Source organism: Microbacterium bovistercoris (genome assembly GCF_003387575.1).
In the GTDB taxonomy this organism is placed as follows: Bacteria; Actinomycetota; Actinomycetes; order Actinomycetales; family Microbacteriaceae; genus Microbacterium; species Microbacterium bovistercoris.
Genome location: NZ_QUAB01000014.1, coordinates 1 through 22,638 on the forward strand (window position 1 = coordinate 1; position 22,638 = coordinate 22,638).

Annotated in this window: 16 protein-coding genes and 2 rRNA genes; 12 read left to right on the forward strand and 6 right to left on the reverse strand. The window is 70.8% G+C overall.

The genetic code is table 11. The annotated features are described in order from the left end of the window. The 3 genes from DY023_RS02125 to DY023_RS02135 all read left to right on the forward strand — a co-directional run. Positions 1–96, forward strand: a 23S ribosomal RNA gene (locus tag DY023_RS02125); the annotation flags it as partial. 111 nt (positions 97–207) lie between these two features. Continuing rightward, positions 208–324: ribosomal RNA gene (rrf, locus tag DY023_RS02130) — 5S ribosomal RNA — on the forward strand. 130 nt (positions 325–454) lie between these two features. Then, complete coding sequence (locus DY023_RS02135; protein WP_116240703.1) at positions 455–2,170, forward strand: acyl-CoA dehydrogenase family protein; 1,716 nt, start codon at positions 455–457, stop codon at positions 2,168–2,170. Between the two features lie 61 nt (positions 2,171–2,231). Here DY023_RS02135 and DY023_RS02140 read toward each other — a convergent pair whose 3' ends face one another. Both DY023_RS02140 and soxR read right to left on the reverse strand, forming a co-directional pair. Continuing rightward, a complete protein-coding gene (locus tag DY023_RS02140) occupies positions 2,232–2,600 on the reverse strand; it encodes a group I truncated hemoglobin (RefSeq protein WP_116240704.1) in 369 nt (122 codons plus the stop codon). 118 nt (positions 2,601–2,718) lie between these two features. Continuing rightward, positions 2,719–3,183: a redox-sensitive transcriptional activator SoxR gene (soxR, locus tag DY023_RS02145; protein WP_116240705.1), complete on the reverse strand. Its 465-nt coding sequence runs from the start codon at positions 3,181–3,183 to the stop codon at positions 2,719–2,721. A gap of 82 nt (positions 3,184–3,265) precedes the next feature. On the opposite strand from soxR, the gene fdxA reads away from it, so the two are divergent. From fdxA to DY023_RS02160, 3 genes are all read left to right on the forward strand, one after another. Next, entirely contained in the window at positions 3,266–3,592 is a 327-nt protein-coding gene (gene fdxA, locus DY023_RS02150) for a ferredoxin (protein ID WP_116240706.1), read from the forward strand. Positions 3,593–3,651: 59 nt separating this feature from the next. Then, entirely contained in the window at positions 3,652–4,116 is a 465-nt protein-coding gene (locus tag DY023_RS02155) for a flavin reductase family protein (protein ID WP_116240815.1), read from the forward strand. 126 nt (positions 4,117–4,242) lie between these two features. Then, complete coding sequence (locus DY023_RS02160) at positions 4,243–5,568, forward strand: D-alanyl-D-alanine carboxypeptidase family protein (protein WP_245958544.1); 1,326 nt, start codon at positions 4,243–4,245, stop codon at positions 5,566–5,568. Between the two features lie 26 nt (positions 5,569–5,594). On the opposite strand, the gene cls is transcribed toward DY023_RS02160, so the two are convergent. Further along, positions 5,595–7,055 (reverse strand): cardiolipin synthase, encoded by a 1,461-nt coding sequence (gene cls / locus DY023_RS02165; protein WP_116240708.1) that lies wholly within the window; start codon positions 7,053–7,055, stop codon positions 5,595–5,597. A gap of 233 nt (positions 7,056–7,288) precedes the next feature. Next, positions 7,289–10,099, reverse strand: a complete 2,811-nt coding sequence (locus DY023_RS02170; RefSeq protein ID WP_116240709.1) for a helix-turn-helix transcriptional regulator — start codon at positions 10,097–10,099, stop codon at positions 7,289–7,291. Positions 10,100–10,175: 76 nt separating this feature from the next. Here DY023_RS02170 and DY023_RS02175 point away from each other — a divergent pair, with 76 nt between their 5' ends. Further along, positions 10,176–13,913 carry an AAA family ATPase gene (locus DY023_RS02175; protein ID WP_147303244.1) on the forward strand — a complete coding sequence of 1,246 codons (3,738 nt, stop codon included), beginning with the start codon at positions 10,176–10,178 and terminating at the stop codon, positions 13,911–13,913. A gap of 42 nt (positions 13,914–13,955) precedes the next feature. On the opposite strand, the gene DY023_RS02180 is transcribed toward DY023_RS02175, so the two are convergent. Beyond that, on the reverse strand, positions 13,956–14,297 hold the full coding sequence (locus DY023_RS02180; RefSeq protein WP_116240711.1) for an ArsR/SmtB family transcription factor: 342 nt from the start codon (positions 14,295–14,297) through the stop codon (positions 13,956–13,958). Positions 14,298–14,380: 83 nt separating this feature from the next. On the opposite strand from DY023_RS02180, the gene DY023_RS02185 reads away from it, so the two are divergent. The 4 genes from DY023_RS02185 to DY023_RS02200 all read left to right on the forward strand — a co-directional run bounded on the left by DY023_RS02185 (position 14,381) and on the right by DY023_RS02200 (position 18,246). Beyond that, complete coding sequence (locus tag DY023_RS02185) at positions 14,381–15,682, forward strand: NAD(P)-binding domain-containing protein (RefSeq protein WP_116240712.1); 1,302 nt, start codon at positions 14,381–14,383, stop codon at positions 15,680–15,682. Positions 15,683–15,749: 67 nt separating this feature from the next. Then, positions 15,750–16,847: an ACR3 family arsenite efflux transporter gene (arsB, locus tag DY023_RS02190; RefSeq protein ID WP_116240713.1), complete on the forward strand. Its 1,098-nt coding sequence runs from the start codon at positions 15,750–15,752 to the stop codon at positions 16,845–16,847. Beyond that, entirely contained in the window at positions 16,844–17,854 is a 1,011-nt protein-coding gene (locus tag DY023_RS02195; protein WP_116240714.1) for a metalloregulator ArsR/SmtB family transcription factor, read from the forward strand. Before arsB ends, DY023_RS02195 begins: the two co-directional genes overlap by 4 nt. Then, positions 17,851–18,246, forward strand: coding sequence for an arsenate reductase ArsC (locus DY023_RS02200; protein ID WP_116240715.1), 396 nt, complete (start codon positions 17,851–17,853; stop codon positions 18,244–18,246). Before DY023_RS02195 ends, DY023_RS02200 begins: the two co-directional genes overlap by 4 nt. A gap of 8 nt (positions 18,247–18,254) precedes the next feature. On the opposite strand, the gene DY023_RS02205 is transcribed toward DY023_RS02200, so the two are convergent. After that, positions 18,255–19,202, reverse strand: coding sequence for a hypothetical protein (locus tag DY023_RS02205; RefSeq protein ID WP_116240716.1), 948 nt, complete (start codon positions 19,200–19,202; stop codon positions 18,255–18,257). Between the two features lie 107 nt (positions 19,203–19,309). On the opposite strand from DY023_RS02205, the gene DY023_RS02210 reads away from it, so the two are divergent. Further along, a complete protein-coding gene (locus DY023_RS02210; RefSeq protein ID WP_116240717.1) occupies positions 19,310–22,474 on the forward strand; it encodes an MFS transporter in 3,165 nt (1,054 codons plus the stop codon). The last annotated feature ends 164 nt before the right edge of the window (positions 22,475–22,638 follow it).

The following is a 22,638-nucleotide window of genomic DNA, read 5'->3' on the forward strand; positions in this document are numbered from 1 at the left end:
GAGGCTCCCAGCCAGACTACTGGGTTGATAGGCCAGATGTGGAAGCACGGCAACGTGTGCAGCTGACTGGTACTAATAAGCCGACGACTTGATAACACCTCTTTCTGCGAGATGAACGCGTCCACTTTGTGGTTCTCGACGTACGGTCGGGAACCAAACAACACACACATTCACGTGCTCGTGTTGCCTGATACATGTCAATAGTGTTTCGGCGGCCATAGCGTGAGGGAAACGCCCGGTCACATTCCGAACCCGGAAGCTAAGCCTCACAGCGCCGATGGTACTGCAGGGGGGACCCTGTGGGAGAGTAGGACACCGCCGAACTCCTTCTAAACGAAAGAGCCACCCAAAGCTGGGTGGCTCTTTCGCGTTAACGGAGACTTCCGATGAGACTCGATCCCAGCTAGACTGAACCGCAGTCTCACCACATGCGGTGTCGCAGAATGGAGTCCCGATGGCATCCGACTACATCCCCCCGGTCTCGGACTACGCGTTCCTCTTCGGCGAGGCCTTCGGCCTCGACCTGGTCACGCGAGGCACCGGAGGCGCGTTCAGCGCCGAGGACGCCACGGAGATCATCGCGGGCGCCGGCGAGTTCGCGGCTTCCGTCCTCGCTCCTCTCGAGACCGTCGGCGACCGTGTCGGCGCCCGTCTCGAGGACGGCCAGGTGCACCTTCCTGACGGCTTCGCCGAGGCCTACCAGGCCTTCGTCGAAGCGGGCTGGGTCACTGCTGAGGCCCCGGAGTCCGCAGGCGGAGACGGCCTGCCCGGATCGATCCGTGCCGGGCTCGGTGAGATCTGGAACGGGTCCAACGCGGCTTTCGCGCTGTGCTGGCTGCTCTCCGCCGGCCAGATCCACGCGCTCGACGCCGCGGCATCCGACGAGATCCGCGAGACGTACCTGTCCAAGCTGGTCTCGGGCGAGTGGACCGGCACGATGAACCTCACCGAGCCGGAGGCCGGAACCGACCTCGGCGCGATCCGCACCATGGCGACGCCGCGCGACGACGGTTCGTGGGGCGTGAGCGGCCAGAAGATCTTCATCACCTGGGGCGACCACGACGTCGCGCCGAACATCGTGCACCTCGTGCTCGCGCGCACGCCGGACGCCCCGGCCGGTGCGAAGGGGCTGTCACTGTTCGTGGTGCCGAAGTTCCTGCCCGACGCGGCCGGCGAGCCGGGGGAGCGCAACGCCGTCACCACCGCGTCGATCGAGCACAAGCTCGGCATCCACGGCAGCCCGACCTGCGTGCTCGCCTATGAGGACGCCACCGGCTACCTGGTCGGAGAGGTCGGCGGGGGACTGGCGGGCATGTTCGTGATGATGAACTCCGCGCGTGCGGGGATGGGGTTCCAGGCCACCGGCATCTCGGACCGCGCCTATCAGCAGGCCGCCGCGTACGCGGCTGAGCGCCGTCAGGGCGTCGTGCTCGACCGCGCCCCGGGCGCACCGATCGCCGAGCATCCCGACGTCCGTCGTCTGCTGCTCTCGATGCAGAGCCGCGTCTTCGCGATGCGGGCACTCGGCGTCTACCTCGGCGACCTGTTCGACCGCGCCGACACCGACGGGACCGGCGCGCTCGCGGAGTTCTTCGTGCCGATCCTGAAGGGCTGGGCGACCGAGGACGCCGTCGCGCTGACCAGTGATGCCATCCAGGTGCACGGCGGCATGGGCTTCATCGAGGAGACCGGCATCGCGCAGCACTACCGGGATGCCCGCATCATGCCGATCTACGAAGGCACCACCGCGATCCAGTCGAACGACCTGATCGGACGCAAGGTGATCCGCAACGGCGGTGCGACCGCCGAGGAGCTGTTCGGCGCCATCGAGCAGACCGTGGCAGTGCTGCGCGGCCTCGATGACGCCGTCGCCGCGCGCACCGCCGACCGCCTCGAGCGTGCGATCGCCTCGGCGCGCTCCGCCACGGCGGCGCTGCTCGGTTTCGGTCAGACCCGCGACGCCTACGGCGTCAGCGTGCCCTACCTCATGCTGCTCGGAACGCTCGCCGGAGGTTGGATGCACGGTCTCGCGGTCGCCGCCGTGCTGGCGCACGACGCGCAGGATGCCGCGGATGCTGCGCGGCTGGTGTCCGCCGACTTCTACGGTGCGCACCACCTGCCCCGCGTGCACATGCTCGCCGAGACGGTCGCCGCGGGCGAGGTCGCCTGAGACACGCAGCGAAGGCCCTGTTGCGATGCCCGAGCATCGCAACAGGGCCTTCGCCGTGCAGTCAGGAGCCGGTGACCACCTGAGCGCGCAGCGGCATCAGCGCCCCGGCGACCTCGCCGATGGTCTCCGAGTCGACGCCCGCCTCAGTCAGTGCCGTCGCCGCGTGCCCGATCACGCTGTCGAAGTCGGCGTCGGAGATGCCGCGACCGGCGTGCGCGGAATTCATGTCGAGGCCCTTGTACGTGTTCGGGCCGCCGGTCGCCGCAGTGAGGAACATGGCCATGTGCCCCTTCTGCTTGGCGAGGTGGGTCTCGACGAAGTAGGGGGCGAGTGTCTCGTCGGCCATGATCAGCTCGTACAGCCGGTCGACGACACCGCCGATGCCCTCGCTCTCGCCGAGCTGCTGGTAAAGGGTCTGAGTCTCGGTCATCGTTCAGTACTCCGTTCTGGTGGGGGGATGCGGCGAAGCGGGGCTTCGGCGCCGATCGAACGGATAGACGCTAGCGGGCGACCGGGGCCCGCGCGACAGGGTCACCCTGGGAGGGTGATCAGCCGTCGTCCCGCAGGCGCAGGGCGCCGGCGCCCTGCGTGCCGAGAGCGTCGTCGGGGTTGAGCAGTCCGCACGCCTTCATCGACAGGCATCCGCAGCCGATGCATCCGGTCAGCTCGCGTTCCAGACGTTCGATGCCCTCGCGGCGCTTCTCCAGCTCGCGTTTCCAGCGCCGGGACGCGCGCGCCCAGTCCTCGTGGCTCGGAGTCTGGGTGAGCGGCACATCGGCGAACGCGTCCTTCACCTCCGACAGCGGCAGGCCGAGGTTCTTGGCGACGGTGATGAGCGAGACGCGGCGCAGCATGTGCCGGGCGTAGCGGCGCTGATTGCCGGGAGTGCGGGTCGACGCGATCAGCCCGAGGCTCTCGTAGAAGTGCAAGGCAGACGGTGCGACGCCGGTGCGCCGGCTCATCTCGCCGATGGTCAGCGGCTCGTCCGGGGTGTGTGCCTGCTCGGCGGTCATCGCAGAACCTTCCCTCGATTTGACCTCAAGGTTACTTGAGGTTTTACGCTGGAACCGTGACCCGAGTGAAGGACGCCCTCCGATGACCTACGTGATCGCGCTGCCGTGCGTGGATGTGAAGGACCGCGCGTGCATCGACGAATGCCCGGTGGACTGCATCTACGAGGGTGAGCGCTCCCTGTACATCCATCCCGACGAGTGCGTGGACTGCGGTGCCTGCGAGCCGGTATGCCCTGTCGAGGCGATCTACTACGAGGACGACCTGCCCGAGGAGTGGGCCGACTACTACAAGGCCAACGTCGAGTTCTTCGACGAGATCGGCTCCCCGGGCGGCGCGGCGAAGGCCGGGACGTACGACTTCGACCACCCGCTGGTGGCGGCCCTTCCTCCGCAGGCGGTGTCCGAGTGAGTGCGCCGGCCATCACCGTGAAGCCCGGGGCGCCGGTCCCGTCCGAGGTCGGAGAGGCCATGAAGGCGGCGTTCCGCCGGCATCCGGCCGGGGTCGCGATCATCACGACCATGACGTCGACGGGCCCGGTGGGCCTCACCGCGTCGAGCGTGGCGTCGGTGGCCGTCGACCCCGCGGCGATCGTCTTCTCGGTCACGCGCGCGACCGGAAGCGCCGGCGCGATCCTCGAGGCCGAGGGTTTCGTCGTGCATCTGATCGACGACGAGCACTCCCTGCTCGCCCAGAGCTTCGCGGTGAGCGGGGCCGAGCGCTTCACGCCGGAGCAGGGCTGGGGCGTCCTGCCGACAGGCGAGCCGCACCTGCCCGCCGCGCGGGTCGCGCTGCGTTGCCGGCCGCTGCAGACCGTGGCCGTCGGATCCTCGACGGTGGTCATCGCCGAGGTCGTCGAAGTCATCTTCGGTGAGGAGAGCCGGCCGCTGGTCTACGTCGACCGCGCGTTCCACGCGCTGCCGCACACCGGCTGACCGCGGAGCTCGTCTGCGCTTCCCTCTGCGCCGCCGCAGGTCGGCCGGCAGCCACGCACGGCGAGGATGGTGCCAGGATGAGGGGACACACACAGCCTGGGGGCAGCCATCAGGACTCACGACGACGTGACGGAAGACCTCTCCGAGATCGCGGACCTCTTCCAGGGCGCGCAGGCGCCGACCGACGCAGACCGCGCCGTGCGCCGCAGGCGAGGCAGGGTCGGACTGCTGATCACTGCGATCGTGCTCGTGCTGATCCTCGGCGCCACGGGCGGATACGTCTGGTGGGCTCTCGCCGCCCCGCTGCCCGCGCCGACGGTCGCATCGCAGACGCCCGCGGCCCCGGCATCCGCCGCCGCGGTCATCGCGTTGCCTCAGGAGGGCGCCTCCGCACTCTCCGTCTCCGGCGGCGAGGCGTATCTCGGTGAGACATCGGGCATCTGGGCGAAGACCGGCACGAACGACCCGCGACCGATGGCGAGCATCACCAAGCTCGTCACGGCGCTCGTCGTGCTCGAGCGCAAGCCGCTCGCCGACGCGATCGATCCCGGCCCCACGATCCGGTTCAGCAAGACCGACCACGACCTGTACGACAAGTACTACGTGCAGGGGGCCACGATCAGGGCGATGCCGACGGGCAGCTCGATGTCCGAGCGCGAAGCGCTCGCGGCGATGCTCATCCCGTCGGCGAGCAACTACGCCGAGGCGGTGTCCACCTGGGCGTACGGCTCGCAGGGGGCGTTCCTCAGCGCAGCGCGGCGGTGGCTCGCGAAGAACGGGCTCGCAGAGACGCGGATCGTCGAGCCGACGGGCATCAGCCCGAAGAACACCAGCACGCCGGCGGATCTCATCGCTCTGGGCAGGCTGGCGGCGGCGAACCCGGCGGTCGCCGCGATCACCGCGACCCGGTCGATGACACTGCCGAACATCGGGGTCGTCTCCAACACCAACGACCTGCTCGGCGTCGAGGGGGTCACCGGGCTGAAGACCGGCAACCTCGGTGACGGCGCGCACAACCTGCTCTACACCGCGTCGCTCGACGTCGGCATCGGCGAGCCGCTCGCCGTGGTCGGCGTGGTGCTCGGAGGCTGGAGCGACCGATCGGTCGACGCAGAGGTGCAGGCACTGCTGGCGAGCATCCGCAGCGGGTTCCACGAGGTGCCGGTGGGAAGCGCCGGCCAGGTGGTCGGCGAGGTGACGACGCGATGGGGCGACAAGGCCCAGCTGGTGATCGCCGAGAGCGCCTCGCTCCGCACCTGGTCGGACACGCCGATCGAGGTCACCATGACAACCGAGAAGCCGAAGACCTACACCGACGGTGAGGTCGTCGGCAGCATCACCTGGACCGCAGGGCCGAACACGGCGACCTCCGACATCGTCCTCGACGGAGCGATCGGCCAGCCCGACGAGGTGTGGCGGCTGAAGAACCCCGGCGAACTCGGCGAGGGCTGAGCGCCCCCGCTCGATTCACTGCAGGCTCAGTTCAGTGCCGAGGTCAGCCGGAACACCCCGTCGAGGAACGTCGACTTCGCGGGCTCGCGCAGCCACTCCTCGAGGGTGAGCTCGCGACCGGCATCCCGGTACTTCTGCTCGACGTCGCGCATCTGCGCGACGAAAGACTCGCCGCGCACGAGCAGCGACATCTCCGAGTTCAGGCTGAAGGAGCGGATGTCCATGTTGCTCGAGCCGATCACGGCGATGTCGTCGTCGATCGAGAAGTGCTTCGCGTGCAGGATGTACGGCGCCGGGTACAGGAAGATGCGCACGCCGGCGCGCAGCAGCGTCTCGTAGTACGAGCGCTGCGCATGGTAGACCATGCCCTGGTCGCCCAGCTCCGACACGAACAGCTGCACGTCCAGTCCCCGCTGGCAGGCGGTCGTGATCGCGTAGATCATCGCCTCGTCCGGCACGAAGTAGGGGCTCGTCAGGATGACCTTCTCGGTCGCCCCGTGGATCAGCGAGAGGAACATCCGCAGGTTGTTCTCGGTGCCGTAAGCCGGACCGCTCGGCACCATCTGGCAGTGCAGGTCGCCCCCGGCGGGCTTCGGCACAGCGGATGCCGGCACCCGCTCGATCTCGGAGAGGTCCTCGCCGGTCTCGATCAGCCAGTCGCTCAGGAACACGGCATCCACCTGGGCGACGACCGGACCCTCGACGCGGGAGACGAGCTCCTGCCACATCAGGCCGCGCTTGATGTTCTTCTCGGCGTTGTAGTCGCGCGAGATGAGGTTCTGCGAACCGACGAAACCGATCGCGCCGTCGACGACGACGAGCTTGCGGTGGTTGCGCAGATCGGGGCGCTGGTACTCGCCCTTGAACGGGCGGAACGGCAGCATCCACGACCACTTCACGCCGATGCGGTCCAGTTCGGCGAAGGTCTCCTCCGACTTCGGGATCTTGCGCGAGGCGATGTAGTCGGCGAGCAGGCGAACGGTGACGCCGCGCTGCACGGCGCGCTCCATCGCGGCGAAGAAGCCGCGCGTGGTGTCATCCCATGCGGCGATGTAGAACTCGACGTGCACGTACGTCTTCGCCGTGTCGATCGCGGCGGCCATCGCGTCGATCGACCCCTGATAGTCGTCGATCAGCTCGGCGGAGGAGTCCCCGACGACAGGCAGGCCGGTGAGTTCGTGGTTCTGGATCGCGACGCGCTGCAGCCAGCGCGGAGCCTCGACGTCGACGTGGTCGCCGGCCCGCTCGGCGATCATCGCAGTGATGCGCTTCTGCTCGTCCTGCCGCTTCTTCGGCAGCCGGAAGTTGCCGATCAGCAGGTACAGCCCCATGCCCACGAACGGCACCAGGAAGATGAGCAGCAGCCAGGCCATCGCCGCCGTGGGCTTGCGGCCGCGCGGGATGTAGATCAGTGCGAGCACGTTGATCGCGAGGGCGGCAAGAGCCACGATCGTCCAGATCAGGTTGGCGGAGAAGAGTGCGGACATGCGATTCCTTCGGGGCTGAGTTGTTTCAGTGTGTCACGCCGGCGGAGTCCGGATGAGCGAGTTCATGCTTTGCGGACGATGCCGGGAAGTTCCGTGATCTCACGGATCCGGCATCCGGCTGCCGGTGCGACGCTGGCAGGGTGCGGATCGAGATCGAGCTGGACGGCACCGACCCGCCCGTCGGCCGGGTGAGCGGGCGGGATCAGCCCCTGCCGTTCAGCGGCTGGATCGACCTACTCGCGGTGCTCTCCGACATCATCGAGACGACGCGCGACGAAGACGGCGACCTCGGTGCGCGTGCGCAGCCCGAGCTTGGCGAGGATGTTTGAGACATGCGTCTCCACCGTGCGCCGCGAGACGTTCAGCCGCTGCGCGATCTGCGGGTTCGTCGCTCCCGTGGCGAGCTGCGCCGCGACCTTCTCCTCGGTGCGTGTCAGGGAATCCCACCCGAACGTCGGCCGCGTCCGAGGCGGCGACAGCACCGGGATCCCGGTCTTCCGGAAACCGGCCCTGGCCCTGGTCACCTCATGGTCGGCACCGATCTCGGCGTACTCGCGCAGCGCGGTCTCGGCCAGCATCCGCCGTTCGCCCGATCGCGCCGGCAGTGCGCGAGCCGCGACCTCGGCGAGTCGCGCATGGTCGAGCCGGCGCGGCGTGGTCGCCATCAGCCGCTCTGCCTCGAGCACGGCCTCCGGCTCGTCCAGGACGCCGCGCACGGCCAGCGCGATCGCACGCAGGTACGTCACGTCGGGATTCCGATCGGCGAACGCCGCGAGCAGTTCGGATGCCGTATGCGCCCGCTCCAGCACCAGTCGGCTCTCCGCCGGGCGGATGCCGGCCACCAGTCGCGACAGCAGCACGAGATCGAGGCCGAGCTCGGCGCACTCCATGAGCATGTCCGCCTCGAGGCAGTCCTGCCAGCCGGTCCAGAGCACCTCGAGCGCGGCGGCATGGTCGTCTCGGGCGCGGTCGCGCTGGCTGAGCCCACGCCAGATCCAGGCCCGGCCGCGCCCGGCCCAGGTGGACCGGTCAGGCACGGGGTCGAGCAGATCGGCGAACTCGACCGCCGCTGCCGGTCCCTGCTGGCGCGCCACCATGCAGGCCCGGAGCCCGAGCACAGGGCCGATCATCCGCACATCCATCGTGCCGACCAGGGAATGGTGCGCGTCGAGCTCTGCGGTGATGTCGGACAGGATGGACGTGCTGCTCAGCGCCTGCGCACCGAAGGCGTGCGCGGCGACCATGCCGGTGCGGTAGCCGAATTCCTCCGACACGCGCAGACCGCGCTGCAGCAGCGCCGCGACGCCGTCCGTTCGCCCGGCATCCGCGAGGGCGAGTGCGAGCAGTGCGTGCGGGAACGCCTCGATCGAGGCGAGCGACGGATGCTGGTCGGCCGTCTCGACGGCGGTGGACAGCAGGGAGACGGCCATGTCCAGGTCGCCCTGGAAATCGGCGATCTGTCCGTGCAGCGCGAGCGCCGTGACCTGCGCGCCGTGGTTGCCGACCGTCGCGGCCAGCGCGGCGCCCTCCGCAGCGAGCCGCTTCGCGCCGTCGAGGTCGCCGAGCATCAGCCGGGGCCAGCCGGCGAAAGCGAGATGCGCGGCCCGGTCAGCGGGCTCGATCAGCTCCGACAGCGCCCACTGCTGGGACTGCTCCTGCGACTCGTCCTGCCGGTGCTGCTGCATGAGCGCGTGCGTGTAGGTGAGGGTGAGCGCCGGCAGCACGTCGGCGGGCACGTCTTCACCCAGCGCCTGCTCGGCGAGGATGCTCGCGTCGGCCGCCCGCCCCGAGCTGAGTGCCGCCCTGGCGAGACCCGCGGTCGCGCGCACGTGCCGCTCGTCGCCGGCGTCCGTGTGGTGCGCGACCCGCTCCCACAGCTCCGCCGCCAGGAGGGGCGCCGCGATCGCCGTGCGCTGTGCCAGCTGCAGCATCCAATCCAGGTCCTCCCGCGAGACGGGTGCCTGCAACAGGTGCCCGGCGACCGTCGCGGGCGCGACGCCCGCGGCATCCATCCGCAAGGCAACCTCGCGGTGCAGCTCGGCGCGCACAGCGGCGGGCACGTCCTGCAGCAGCACCTCCTGGATCAGCTCGTGCCGGAAGCCGAGGGCGTCGTCGTCGATCTCCTCGAGGAAGCCGGCGGCGAACGCCTCGCGCAGCATCGGTACCAGCGCGCTCATCGGCTGCCCCGCGACGACCCGCAGCTGCGTGACCGAGAAGCGGGTGCCGAGCAGCGCCGCCGTCGTGAGCATCTCGCGGGTGGCGGCGCCGAGGTGGCTGAGGTGCCGCATCATCACCATCGACAGCGAGGGGGAGGGGCCGACCGGTGCGGCCACCAGCTGCGCCTGGCCGTCTGGCGCAATCGTGACGGCGTGGTCGCGCAGCAGGGAGCGCACCATCTCGGTGAGGAAGAGCGGGTTCCCGCCGGCAGCCTCGACGTAGTGCGCGAGGGCGCCTTCGACCCGCCCGCCGGTGAGGCGTTCCACGATCGTCACGCAGGTGGCATCCGGCAGCCGCGGCACTTCGATCTGCGACAGCAGCCCGCGCTCGCTGAGCACGCTGAGCAGGTGGTCGAGGGCGGGCGAGGTCTCGTGGCGGGCCTGCGTGCGCAGCGAGCAGACGATCAGCAGCGGGAGCTGGGCGAGCGTGCGGCTGACCCGGGTGAGCAGCGCGAGCGAGGCGTCGTCGGCCCACTGCAGGTCTTCCAGCACGAGCGCGGTCGGCGCGGTCGCGACGCTGTCGGTCACCGCCAGCAGTCGCTCCGTGACGGCGTGGGCGTTGCGCTCGTCGATGATGCGGCGGTCGTCGTCGGTGAGGAGCGCGCCGTATGCATCGAGCAGCAGTCCGAGAGATCGCCTCTGCTCCATCGCATCAGCACCGGCGCGCAGCACGACCCGGCCGGAACCCGCACGGGAGAGCGCCTGTTCGATGAGCGTGCTCTTGCCGATGCCGCCCTCGCCGAGTACGACGATGACGCGTCCCGATGCGGCCGTGTCGTCCAGCGCGGTGGTGAGCGCGCGCAACTCGGCCTCCCTGCCCAGGAACATGCCGACGCCACCGCCTCTCACGCAGTCCCCATGAGTCCATCCCCTGATCGCAGATTCTAGTGAGGTCGATACATCCGTGTCTCGAGTTTCCGTGACGACGTCGCTCGACGTCGGCCCCTACGCTCCCCGGCTGTCGGCCGAGTGGCTCGCCGAGGGTGGGCCGGAGCAGTGCCGTCAGGTGGAAGGCACCATGGTCTTCGCCGACATCTCGGGCTTCACCTCGCTCACGGAGCGGCTCGCCCGCCGAGGGCGCGTGGGCGCGGAACTGCTCAGCGACACCCTCGATCTCACCTTCGCGACGCTGCTCGAACCCGCCTTCGCCGACGGAGCCGACCTGCTCAAGTGGGGTGGCGACGCGGTGCTGCTGCTGTACCGCGGCGCCGATCACGCCGCGCGCGCGGCGCGGGCGTCGTACCGGATGCGCGCGGCGCTGCACGGCCTGGTCCGCACCGCCGCCCTGCCCGCACCTGCGCGGCTGCGGCTGTCGATCGGCATCCACAGCGGATGCTTCGACGTCTTCCTCGTCGGCGATCCGGCGAGCCACCGGGAGCTCATCGTCGCGGGGCCCGCGATCACGCGGCTGGTCGCGGTGGAGCAGGCCTGTGAGGCCGGTCGGATCCTGCTGAGCGCGGAGACCGCCGGCCTGCTGCCGGGGCGCGTGCTCGGCGACCGGGCGGCGGAGGGCCGCACGCTGCGCTCGTGCCCTGAATCGGCCGCAGTCCCGCCCGCCGCTGCGCCGATGACGGATGCCGCGCCGACCCTGCCGCCCGGCATCCTGGCCCACCTGCAGTCGGGGGCTGCCGCGCCCGAGCACCGCCCGATCGCCGTCGCCTTCGTGCAGTTCACCGGTACCGACGCCCTGCTGCGCGACGAGGGGCCGGATGCCGCGGCATCCGCCGTGCACGACGTCGTGACCGCCGTGCAGCACGCGTGCCTCGACAACGGGACGACGTTCTTCGAGTCGGACATCGCTGCGGACGGCGGCAAGATCATGCTCACCGCGGGCGCCCCGCGCAGTGCCGGGCACGACGCGGATCGGATGCTGCGCACCGCCCTCGCGATCGCCGCGCATGCGGGTCCGCTCGAAGTGCGGGTGGGGCTGAACACCGGGCATGTGTTCAGCGGTGAACTGGGGCCGGCGGTGCGTCGGACGTACTCGATCAAGGGGGACGCGGTGAACCTCGCCGCCCGGCTGCTCGGCCGCGCCGCAGCGGGACAGGTGGTCGCCACCCGGCACGCGGCCCGGGAGACCAGAGCCGAGGTGCGGGGCGACGACCTCGAGCCGTTCCTGGTGAAGGGCAAGCGCGATCCCGTGCAGGCGCTCGTCGTCCGCGAGGTGCACGGCGGGTGGAGTGCGGGCCGCGGCGAGGCGCGGTTCGTCGGCCGGGAGGACGAGCTCGCGACGCTGACTGCGGCGCTCGAAGGGGCCGTAGCGGGTCAGGGGGTCGTGCTGGACGTGGTCGGCGAGCCCGGCATCGGCAAGTCCCGGCTGGTGGCCGAGGTCGCGGTGCCGGCCGGGATGACCACGCTCGTCACGACCGCCGGCGGCTACGACACCGGCACGCCGTACGCCGCGGCCGGCGCGCTGCTGCGCTCCGTGCTCGGGATCGGCGCGCGGGAGTCCGCAGAGCAGGCCGCGGCGCGGCTGGCGCAGGCGGTGCAGACGGACGCCCCGCAGCTGTCCCCCTGGCTGCCGCTGCTCGGAGCGCCGCTCGACCTGAGCCTGCCGATGACCCGCGAGGTGGAGGAACTGGACGAGCGGTTCCGCCGCGGACGCATCGAGGAGGCGGCGGTCTCACTCATCGCCGCCTTGCTGCCGGGGCCGACGCTGCTGATCTTCGAGGACGCGCACCTGATGGACGAGGCGTCCGGCGCGCTGCTGCAGCGGCTCGGAGCGGAGGCTCGGCGCCGCCCGTGGTGCATGGTCGTCACCCGGCGGGAGGTGCCGATCGGGTTCGTACCCGCTCTGGGCGGGACGGAGGATCGGCGGATCGCGCTCGCCGCGATGCCGCCGGAGGCAGCCATCGAGCTGCTCGCGTCAGCAGCGGGGGACGCCCGCCCGGGCCGCAGCGCGCTGGAGGCGATGGCCGAGCGCGCCCGCGGCAACCCGCTGTTCCTCACCGCGCTCGCCGCGGGCGGGACGGCGGATGACCTGCCGGACTCGGTGGAGGCCGTGCTGCTCGTCGACATCGACCGGCTGTCGGCCGACGATCGCACGCTGCTGCGGCTGGCGGCGGTGCTCGGGGCGCGGTTCGACCCGGGCATCCTCTCGGAGATGCACGCGGTGCGCGCCGACGAGATCGTGGGGCGACTGGACGAGTTCCTGCGCCCGGCGGACGGCCGCGAGCTGGAGTTCCGGCATGCCATGGTCCGAGACGTGGCATACGCGGGACTGCCCTACCGGATGCGCCGGGAGATGCACGAACGGGTCGCCCTGGCGCTCGAGGACACCGCGCCGGCCGAGCTGCTCAGCATGCATTTCCACGCCGCCGGGCTGCACGAGAAGGCCTGGCCGTACTCGCTGCGCGCGGGCGAGGAGGCGCGCGCGAAGTACGCCTATGCGCAGGCGGCGGCGTTCTTCGCGCGGGCGCTGGACAGCGCGGCGCACCTGCCGACTCCGCTGCTGGAGCGCTCGGCGGCGAACGCGTCGCTGGGCGAGTGCCTCGACATGGCAGGGGATGCGGCGGGGGCGCTCGCCGCACTGCGACGGGCGCGGCGCGACCTGGCATCCGACCCGGTGCCGACCGCTGAGCTGCTCTACAAGGAGGCCAGGATCACCCTGCGCCTGGGCCGGTACCGCCCGGCCCTTGCGCAGTTGACCCGCGCGCTGCGGATGCTGGAGCGCACCGAGGGCGCTGCGGCCGATGCCGTGCGCGCGACGCTCGCCACCCGGTACGGGTTCTGCCTGCATCTACAGCGCCGATCGGCGGGCGCCGTGCAGTGGGGGCGACAGGGCGTCGCATGGGCCGAGGCCTCGGGCGACCGGACGGTGCTCGCGCACGCCTGCAACGCCCTGCACCTGGCGTACGGGGCGTCGGAGGAGACGGAGGACCGGCCGTACGGGCAGCTCGCGCTCGCACTGTACGAGCAGCTGGACGACCTGAGCGGACAGGCGCTCACTCTGAACAATCTCGCGATCGACGCGTACGACTCCGGGGACTGGGGGCAGGCGGTGGAGGGGTTCGGGCGGGCAGCCGAGAGCTTCCACCGCCTCGGCGACGATGCGAATGAGGCCACCGCGCTGTACAACCGGGCCGACGTGCTGGTCGCGCAGGGACGGCACGCCGAGGCGCTGCCCGTGCTGCGCGCGGCCCTGCGCCTCGCGCAGCGGGTCGACGACGAGGAACTGGTCGGGCTGGTGTTCCGCGAGCAGGCTCGTGCGGCCGCCGGCACCGGGGATCGCGACGGGGCGTGGGAACTGTTCGATCAGGCGCGCGGGGTGCTCGCCGGGCTCGATCTCGCGACCGAGGTCGCGCTGCTCGATGCTGCGCGCGCCGAGGCGCTGGCGGATGCCGGGGACGCGGCCTCAGCTCTCGCGCTGATCGACGAGACGATCGCGGCCGCCCGGGCGAAGGCGACGGAGACGCTCACCCGGCTGCACCGGATCAGAGCGCAGGCGCTGGCGATGCAGGGCTTCTCCGCGCAGGCGGCCGAGGCCGCTCGCGAGGGACTGGCCAGGACGACGGGAACCTACGGCGGCTACGAGCCGGCGCTGCTGGGCCTGACGCTCGCCGAAGCGACGAGCGATGTGGCGCTCCGGGAGCGCTCCCGGCGCACTCTTGCCGCGCTCGGCGTGGTCACGCTGGGGCCCTGAGCATGTCGAAGGGCGCTGCGCTCGCTCAGGAACCGGGAAGCCTCACCTCACCCGGAGAGCATCCGCCGCCGCATCCAGCGCGCCGTCGTTCACAGCGAAATACGCCCACTTCCCGCGCTGCTCGCGCGTGACCAGACCGGCTTCGGTGAGCAGCTTCATGTGGTGCGACACGGTGCCCTGCGAGAGTCCGACCGGCTCGGTGAGATCGCAGATGCAGGCCTCGCCGCCCTCGCTGCCGGCGATGAGGGAGAGCAGCATCACCCGGGTGGAGTCGCCCAGCGCCTTGAACACGCGCGCGGCCCGCTCGGCCTCGTCGGATGTCAGGGTCGCGGTCACGCGCGGCACGCAGCACGCGGTCTGTTCGATGGTCAGGGGGAGACTCATACCGATAGTCTGACACGTATTGACAAACTTCGATAGGTGCGCGAGTGTTCTCGTATTGAAGTTCTTCGATTTGAGGAGTTGTGATGCCTGACCTTCCCGTCGTCGTCATCGGAGCCGGCCCGCAGGGCCTGGCGGCTGCCGCGCACCTGACCGAGCGCGGCCTCGATGTCGTGATCGCCGAACGCGGTGCGACCGCTGCCGCCGCCGTGTCCGAGTGGGGGCACGTGCGGCTGTTCTCCGCCTGGCCGGAGCTGACGGATGCCGCTGCGCGACGCCTGCTCGAGCCGACGGGCTGGACGGCGCCGGCGAGCGGCTACCCGACGGGGGCGGAGTGGGTGAGCGAGTATCTCGCACCGCTGGCGAAGGCGCTCGGCGACCGCGTGCTCTACGGCACCACCGTCACCGGCGTCGCGCGCCGAGGTCGCGACAAGGTCGTCGCCAGCGGCCGCAAGAGCACGCCGTTCGTCGTGCACACGGTCGACCAGGATGGTCACGACGGCCGCATCCTCGCGAGTGCGGTGATCGACGCGAGCGGCACCTGGGCGCAGCCGAACCCCGCGGGAGCCGACGGATTCCCGGCGGTCGGCGAGCCCGCGGCATCCGATCTCATCTCGTACCGCATCCCGGATGACGTGTCCGACCTCGCGGGATCGCACGTCGTGGTCGTCGGAGCCGGGCACTCGGCGACGCACGCGGTGCTGCGCCTGAGCGAGCTCGCCCGCCGCGAGCCGGGCACGCGCGTGACCTGGCTGCTCCGTCGCGGCAGCGCCGTGAACGTGTTCGGCGGCGGGGCCGGCGATGAACTGCCAGAGCGCGCAGCGCTCGGGTCACGCGCGCGCAAGGTCATCGACGCCGGCATCGTCAAGGTGATCACCGGCTTCCGTGTCGCGGAGTTCCGGCAGGATGCAGGCGAGCTGACTCTCCTCGCCGAGGACGGCCGCGAGCTCACCGGAGTCGCGCAGGTCTTCGCGCTGACCGGGTTCCGCCCTGACACGAGCTTCCTGCGGGAGGTGCGCATCGACCTCGACGCGTCGCTCGACGCGGTCGCCGGGATCGCCGCGGAGATCGATCCGAACATCCACTCCTGCGGCTCGGTCGGGGCAACGGGCGCACGCCAGCTCGCGCAGCCCGAGCAGGGGCTGTTCATCGTCGGGGCGAAGTCATACGGCCGGGCGCCGACGTTCCTCGCGCTGACCGGATACGAGCAGGTGCGCAGCGTCGCCGCGCACCTCGCCGGCGACCATGAGGCCGCAGCGCGCAACGAGCTCGTGCTGCCCGACACGGGAGTGTGCGGGGGTGCCGGCGGCTTCGACGCCGAGGGTGCTGGATGCTGCGCGGCTCCGGCCGTGCTGCAGATCGGATCACGTCCGGTCAGCGTCGGTTGACGCTTGAATACTGAATAGACATGCTTCAATATAGAAGCATGTCTATTCAGTCCGGGCGGAACTTCTCGTGACCGCCGAGACCGCGACGCCGGCCCGCACTGCCTCTCGCCGGCTGTCCACTCTGGACAGGTGGCTGCCGCTGTGGATCGGCCTCGCCATGGTCGCGGGCCTGCTGCTCGGGCGCTTCGTGCCCGCGCTTTCCGACCTGCTCGGCCGGATGGAGGTCGGCGGCATCTCGGTGCCGATCGGTCTCGGACTGCTGGTGATGATGTACCCGGTGCTCGCGAAGGTCCGCTACGACCGGATCGCCGCCGTCACCGGGGACAAGCGGCTTCTCGTCTCGTCTCTGGTGCTGAACTGGCTGGTCGGTCCCGCGGTGATGTTCGCGCTCGCCTGGATCTTCCTGCCCGACCTGCCCGAGTACCGCACCGGACTGATCATCGTCGGCCTCGCCCGCTGCATCGCCATGGTCGTGATCTGGAACGACCTCGCCTGCGGTGACCGCGAGGCCACGGCCGTGCTGGTCGCGATCAACTCGGTGTTCCAGGTCGTCGCATTCTCGCTGCTGGGCTGGTTCTACCTCACCGTCCTGCCCGGGTGGCTGGGCCTGGACACCCAGGGGCTGGAGATCTCGGTCTGGCAGATCGCACTGAACGTGCTGGTCTTCCTCGGAGTGCCGCTGATCGCCGGCTTCGCCTCCCGGTGGATCGGTGAGCGGCGCCGCGGCCGCGCCTGGTACGAGCAGAAGTTCCTCCCGGTCATCGGCCCCTGGGCGTTGTACGGGCTGCTGTTCACGATCGTTCTGCTGTTCGCTCTGCAGGGACAGCAGGTGACCTCGCATCCGCTGGATGTCGCGCGGATCGCGGTCCCGCTGCTGGCGTACTTCGCCGTCATGTGGTTCACCGGCATACTCACTGGTAAGGCGCTCGGGTTGAACTATGCACGTTCGACGACGCTGGCCTTCACCGCGGCGGGCAACAACTTCGAACTCGCGATCGCCGTCGCGATCGGCACCTTCGGCGCGGCATCCGGCGAGGCGCTCGCCGGAGTCGTCGGCCCGCTCATCGAGGTCCCTGTTCTCGTCGGACTCGTCTACGTCTCGCTCTGGGCAGCTCGAGCCTGGTTCCGCACCGATCCGTACACCGGCGAGAGGATCGCCTCATGAACGTCACCCTGACGGATGCGGGCGAGGCCTGCAGCCCGGTCGCCACACACGCCATCGGCCAGGAGGCGGCCGGTGCTGTCGCCGCGACGCTGAAGGCGCTCTCCGACCCGCTGCGGCTGCGGATGCTGTCTGCGATAGCGTCCGACCCGCGCGGCGAGTCGTGCGTCTGCGACCTCGCAGAACTCGCCGACGTGTCGCAGCCGACCGTGTCTCACCACCTGAAGGTGCTCAAGGACGTCGACGTGCTCACGTCGGAGCGCCGGGGCACCTGGGTGTGGTACCGCATCACCCCTAACCGCCGCGGCGCCGTCACCGCCCTGCTGGAGTCGTTCGCGCCGGCGACGGTCGCCCCTGTCGCGGACGCACCGGCGGAGAACGCGCGTCCGGACTTCGACATCCGGATCACGCATCTCGCCGACGAGCTCGCCGCGGAGGTCCCCGGGCTGAGGCCCGAGACGGTGCTCAGCATCGTCCGTGAGTCCTACACGTCACTCGCCCGAACGGCGAAGGTCACCGGCGCGCTCGTCCCTCTCACCGAGCGCTTCGCCCGGCAGCGCCTCGCCGACCTCACCCGAGACCGCGACGGGTCCGTCCCGCAGGTGCTGTTCGTCTGCGTCGCCAACGCGGGACGCTCGCAGCTCGCCGCAGCACTCGTGAATCAGATCGCCGGGGGCCGGGTCGTCGCCCGTTCCGCCGGTTCCCGCCCCGCGGACGTGATCCACCCGCGCGTGCGATCGATCCTCGCCGAGATCGAGGGCGACGTGGCGGCGGAGCGCTTCCCGAAGCCTCTCACCGATGACGCCCTCCGCGCGGCGGATGTCGTCATCACGATGGGCTGCGGCGACGTCTGCCCCGTCATCCCCGGCGTCCGCTACGACGACTGGGCCGTCGGCGACCCCGCCCTGGCCTCCCGTGCAGGCGTCGAAGCCATCCGCGACGATCTTGCGGCGCGCGTCCGCGCGCTCGTCGACGAACTCATCCGCACCGCCGAACAGGAGCAGTCATGACCAAACCGTCCGTCCTCTTCGTCTGCGTGCACAACGCGGGCCGTTCGCAGATGGCGGCCGGGTTCCTGCGCGACATCGCCGGCGACCGCATCGAGGTGCGCTCCGCCGGATCCATGCCGGCCGATCAGATCAACCCGATCGCCGTCGAGGCCATGCGCGAGGCGGGCATCGACATCACCGCCGAGCAGCCGAAGGTGCTCACCACCGAAGCGGTGCAGGCATCCGACGTCGTCATCACGATGGGCTGCGGCGATGCCTGCCCGTTCTTCCCCGGCAAGCGCTACGAGGACTGGAAGCTCGACGACCCCGCGGGTCAGGGCATCGACGCCGTCCGCCCGATCCGCGACGAGATCCGCGGCCGGATCGAGCGGCTCGTCGCGGAACTGGTCTGACTGCGGCGTCAGATCGTCCCGCGGACGTCCGTAAGGAAGAGGACCACCAGGCGAAGGTCGCCGGCGCGGTCGCGGGTGCTTGCACGCTGGTCGGTGCAGAAGTCCTGGCCGTCGCCGATCACGCCCTTCGCAGGACAGGCCGGCGTCGTGACGAGTTCCCCGATGGCCGTCGTGGACCACAGTGCCCGGTAGTGCGCGACGCCTCCGCTGCCGCACAGCGATTTGTCGCACACGATCGTCATCTTCGCTGGGGCATCGCGCGTGTACAGATCGTCGAGGTCGGCGAGGACCTGCGTCACGAGCGCGTTCTCGCCGCACGCGGCATCCGCGCAGACGCCGAGCGACACCGCGACGTCACCGCCGGCGCCGGCCGGCAGCGAGATCAGCGCGCACATCGGATGCTGCGCGTCGACCGTCGCACAGGCCGCGCCGTCGGAACCGGCCGTGCCGTTCAGCAGAGAAGCGTCGTCATGGGCGAGCACAGCCAGCGTCAGCTCGACCGGGAACGAGCCGGTCGACGCCGTCAGCCCGCCGGCCGCCACCGTGACGGTGAGCGCGGTGGTCGGCTCGGAGTACGTCAGCTCGAAGGTCGTCGTGGCCTGCCCGGCGGGGATCGCGGCGTCGCCATGCACCATGACCGTGCCTCCGCCGTTCGCGGCGAACGTCACGGGGGTGCTCGCCGGGAACGAAGCCGGCATCCCGGCATCCGTCAGCGAGACCGTGACGAGGAACGAGGTGTCGACCGACGTGAGCACCGGGGGCGCAGCGCCGGCCGGCAGCGTGCCGAGACCGTCCACCAGATCCGGAACCGAGGATGCGACGGCGGTCATCGCCGTCGGTTCGGGGAGGACCGTGGGCGGATCGTCATCCGCGTTCGCGACGGCCGGTGCGACGAGCGCCGCCAGCGTCAGCGTGACCACGGCGATGAAGGATCGAAGCGCGCGACGATGCGACATGACAGTGCCTCCCCAGGTAGGTGTCTCCCAGGGTGCTCCTCGCACGCGCGGAAAAGATCCGTGAGATCACTGAGGTTTCCTGCCTTCCGTCCGGACAGCCTGGGGAGATGGCGCTGCGGACACCCGAAGCCGGCGTCGCGGGGCGCACCCGCGAGTCCGCGCTTCGGCGTGGCCGGATCCCGGGGCGCACGGTGCTGCTGGTCGCCTCGTTCGGGGCCGTGCTCGCGTTCCTCGACGCCACGATCGTGAACATCGCGTTCCCCAGCATCCGCGAGTCCTTCCCGGACGACTCGATCGGCACGATCTCCTGGGTGCTGAACGCCTTCAACATCGTGTTCGCCGCGTTCATGATCGTCTTCGGACGGCTCGGCGACGTCGTGGGTCGCAAGCGCCTGTACCTGATCGGGATCGGGCTGTTCACCATCGCCTCCGTGATCTGCGCGCTCGCACCCAGCGTGGGGATGCTGGTGGCGGGGCGCATCCTGCAGGCACTCGGCGCTGCGATGATCGTGCCGGCTTCCCTGGCGCTGGTCATCGAGGGGTTCCCCGCGGGCAAGCGCGCCCGCGCCGTCGGCCTGTGGGCGGCCGCCGCGGCGGTGGCGGCGGGACTCGGCCCGCCCCTCGGCGGCCTCGTCGTCGAGGCGGGCGGGTGGACCTGGGCGTTCTGGATCAACCTGCCGCTCGGCGTGATCGCCTGGTGGCTGGGGCGGCGTCAGCTGGTCAACAGCAGGGCGCCCGGCCGGCGGCGGATGCCGGATCTGCGTGGCGCGCTGCTGCTGGCGGCATCCCTCGCGCTGATCACGCTGGCGATCATCAAGGCGTCGGAGTGGGGAGCCGCGAGTCCGCTGCTGTGGACCGTGGTCGTCGCCGCGGTGCTGCTGCTCGCCGGATTCGTGCTCAGCTCGATGAAGCATCCGGTGCCCGTCCTCGACCTCGCGATGATGCGCGACCGCACCTTCCTGGTCGCCAACATCGCGACCCTGGTCGCCGGCGTCGGCTTCTTCGGGTACATGCTCACCAACGTGCTGTGGCTGCAGTACGTGTGGCAGTACACCGTTCTGGAAGCCGGTCTCGCGCTGATCCCCGGTGCGCTGGTCGCCGCAGTCACGGCAGGGCTGCTCGAACCGGTCGCGGAGCGGTTCGGGTACCGGTGGATCATCGCCGCCGGGTTCGTCGTCTGGGCGCTGGGGTACGCCTGGTACGTCGGGGTGGTGGGGACCACTCCGGACTTCTGGGGGCAGTGGCTGCCGGGGCAGGTCATCAGCGGCATCGGTGTGGGAGCGACCCTGCCGCTGCTGGCCTCCTCGACGCTCGCCTCGCAGCCGGGAGGCAAGTACGCCACCGCATCCGCCGTGATCTCCAGCGCGCGGCAGATCGGCGGCACGATCGGCGTCGCGCTGCTCGTGGTGATCCTGGGCGCGCCGACTCCGCTGACGGTCGTCCAGGACCTGCGCGACGGCTGGACGATGTGCATCGTCTCGTTCGCGGCGGGCGCGGTGATCACCCTGTTCCTGGGGAGGGCCGGGAACAGCGCCGAGGGCAGGGACGAGGAGCCGATCGTCGAATCGGACCTGCGCGAGCCGGATGCGGGGCGCTCGGTGCTGCTGCGCCGCGAGCTGCCGCCGGTGGAGGAGTCGCTGTTCGGTCGGCTTCCGGCAGCGACACGGGAGCGGATCGTGGGGACGGCTCCGCGCCGAACGGTGCCGGCTGGGGACTGGGTGCTGCGGCAGGGGGATGCCGCGGAGTCCATGTTCGTGCTGATATCCGGGCGCGCGGAGGTCGTGATCGGGGAGCAGGTCGTCCGTGAGGTGGGGCCGGGCGCGGTTCTGGGGGAACTCGCGCTCTTCACGGGCGATCTGCGTTCCGCCTCGGTGCGCGCACGACGCGACTGCCAGGTGCTCGAGGTGTCGCGCGCGCTGCTCGACGAGGCGATCGGCGAGGATCCGGTCGCGCTTTCGGCGCTGGTCACCGCGCTGGCGCATCAGCTCGCCGAGGCCAGTCCCCCTGCGACCAGGGTGGCCTCGCGACCGAGCCTGGTCGCGGTGCTGGCCGCGGCGCCGGGGGCGCCGGTGGAGGCGGTCGCGGCGGTGCTTCACCGCGGGCTGAGCGAACATCTGCGGGTAGCGCTGCTGCACGGTCCGCACACCCCGGAACAGGTGGACCGCGCGGAGGCGGAGAACCAGATGGTCGTCCTCGTCGCCGTGGGGGCCGACGAGGCATGGGCCGCCCGCTGTGCGCGGGAGGCCGACACGGTGGTGCTGGTCGGAGTCAGTGGGGACGCTCCGGCCGGCACGACTCCGCCGATGGCGGGCCGCGCGGAGCTCGTGCTCGTCGGCGAGTCCCCGTCGCGTGCGATGCGTCAGACCTGGCTCGACGCCGTGGATCCGTGGCGCATCAGCGAGCTCTCCTTCGCGGATGCCGGTACACCGGGCGCCGTGCCGAGCAGCCTGCGGGGTCTGGTCGACCGGCTCGCCGGGCGGTCGATCGCCCTGGTGCTCGGCGGCGGAGGCGCCCGCGCGCTCACCCACATCGGCGTCCTGCTGGAGCTCGAGGAGGCGGGCCTGCGCATCGATCGCGTCGCCGGCGCCAGCATGGGGTCGGTGATCGCCGGGTACTACGCGACCGGGGTCACGGCGGCGGATGTCGGGGACGTGGCGTATCGCGAGTTCGTGCGCGAGGACATCCTCGGCGACTACGGCCTGCCGCGCACCTCGCTCGCCCGGGGATCCCGGGTGCAGAAGGCCCTGGCGCGCACCTTCGGCGACCTGCGGATCGAAGAACTGCCGCGCGGCTTCCGCTGCGTGAGCACCGACCTGCTCGCGCGGTCGACGGTCGTGCACCGGACCGGGCATCTCGGGGACGCCATCAAGGCATCGTCGCGGCTGCCCGTGCTCTTCTCGCCGATCCCGAGCGACGGCCGGCTGCTCGTGGACGGCGGAGTGCTCGACAATCTGCCGGTCGACACGGTCACCGAGCGCAGCGAGGGGCCGATCATCGCGGTGAACGTCTCGATGAGCGGCGGGCGGAGGCGGGCGCCGGGGGAAGCTCCGCGGCCGGTGCGCGTCCCGCCGCTGGGGGAGACGATGCTGCGCACTCTGATGATCGGCGGGGGCGGCGCCGCCGAGGCGCAGCGGCTCGGCGCGTGGGTGATCACGCCGCCGTCGATGGGCGTCGGGCTGCTGGAGTTCCATCAGTACGACCGGATGGTCGAGGCCGGTCGCGCCGCCGCGCGGACGCTGCTCGACCAGACCGGTGATATCTTTGCTGCATGAACACCCGTCGGTATGCGTATTTTGAGTCGGCTCTGGAGGAGCCGGCGCAGATCTAGCGCGCACCGACCTCTTCCAGAGCCGACAAAGGCAGAGCGAATGCTCTGCCTTTCGCCGTTTTCGGCGGGCTCTGCTCACGGGTCCGTCCGGAACTCACCCAGAACAGG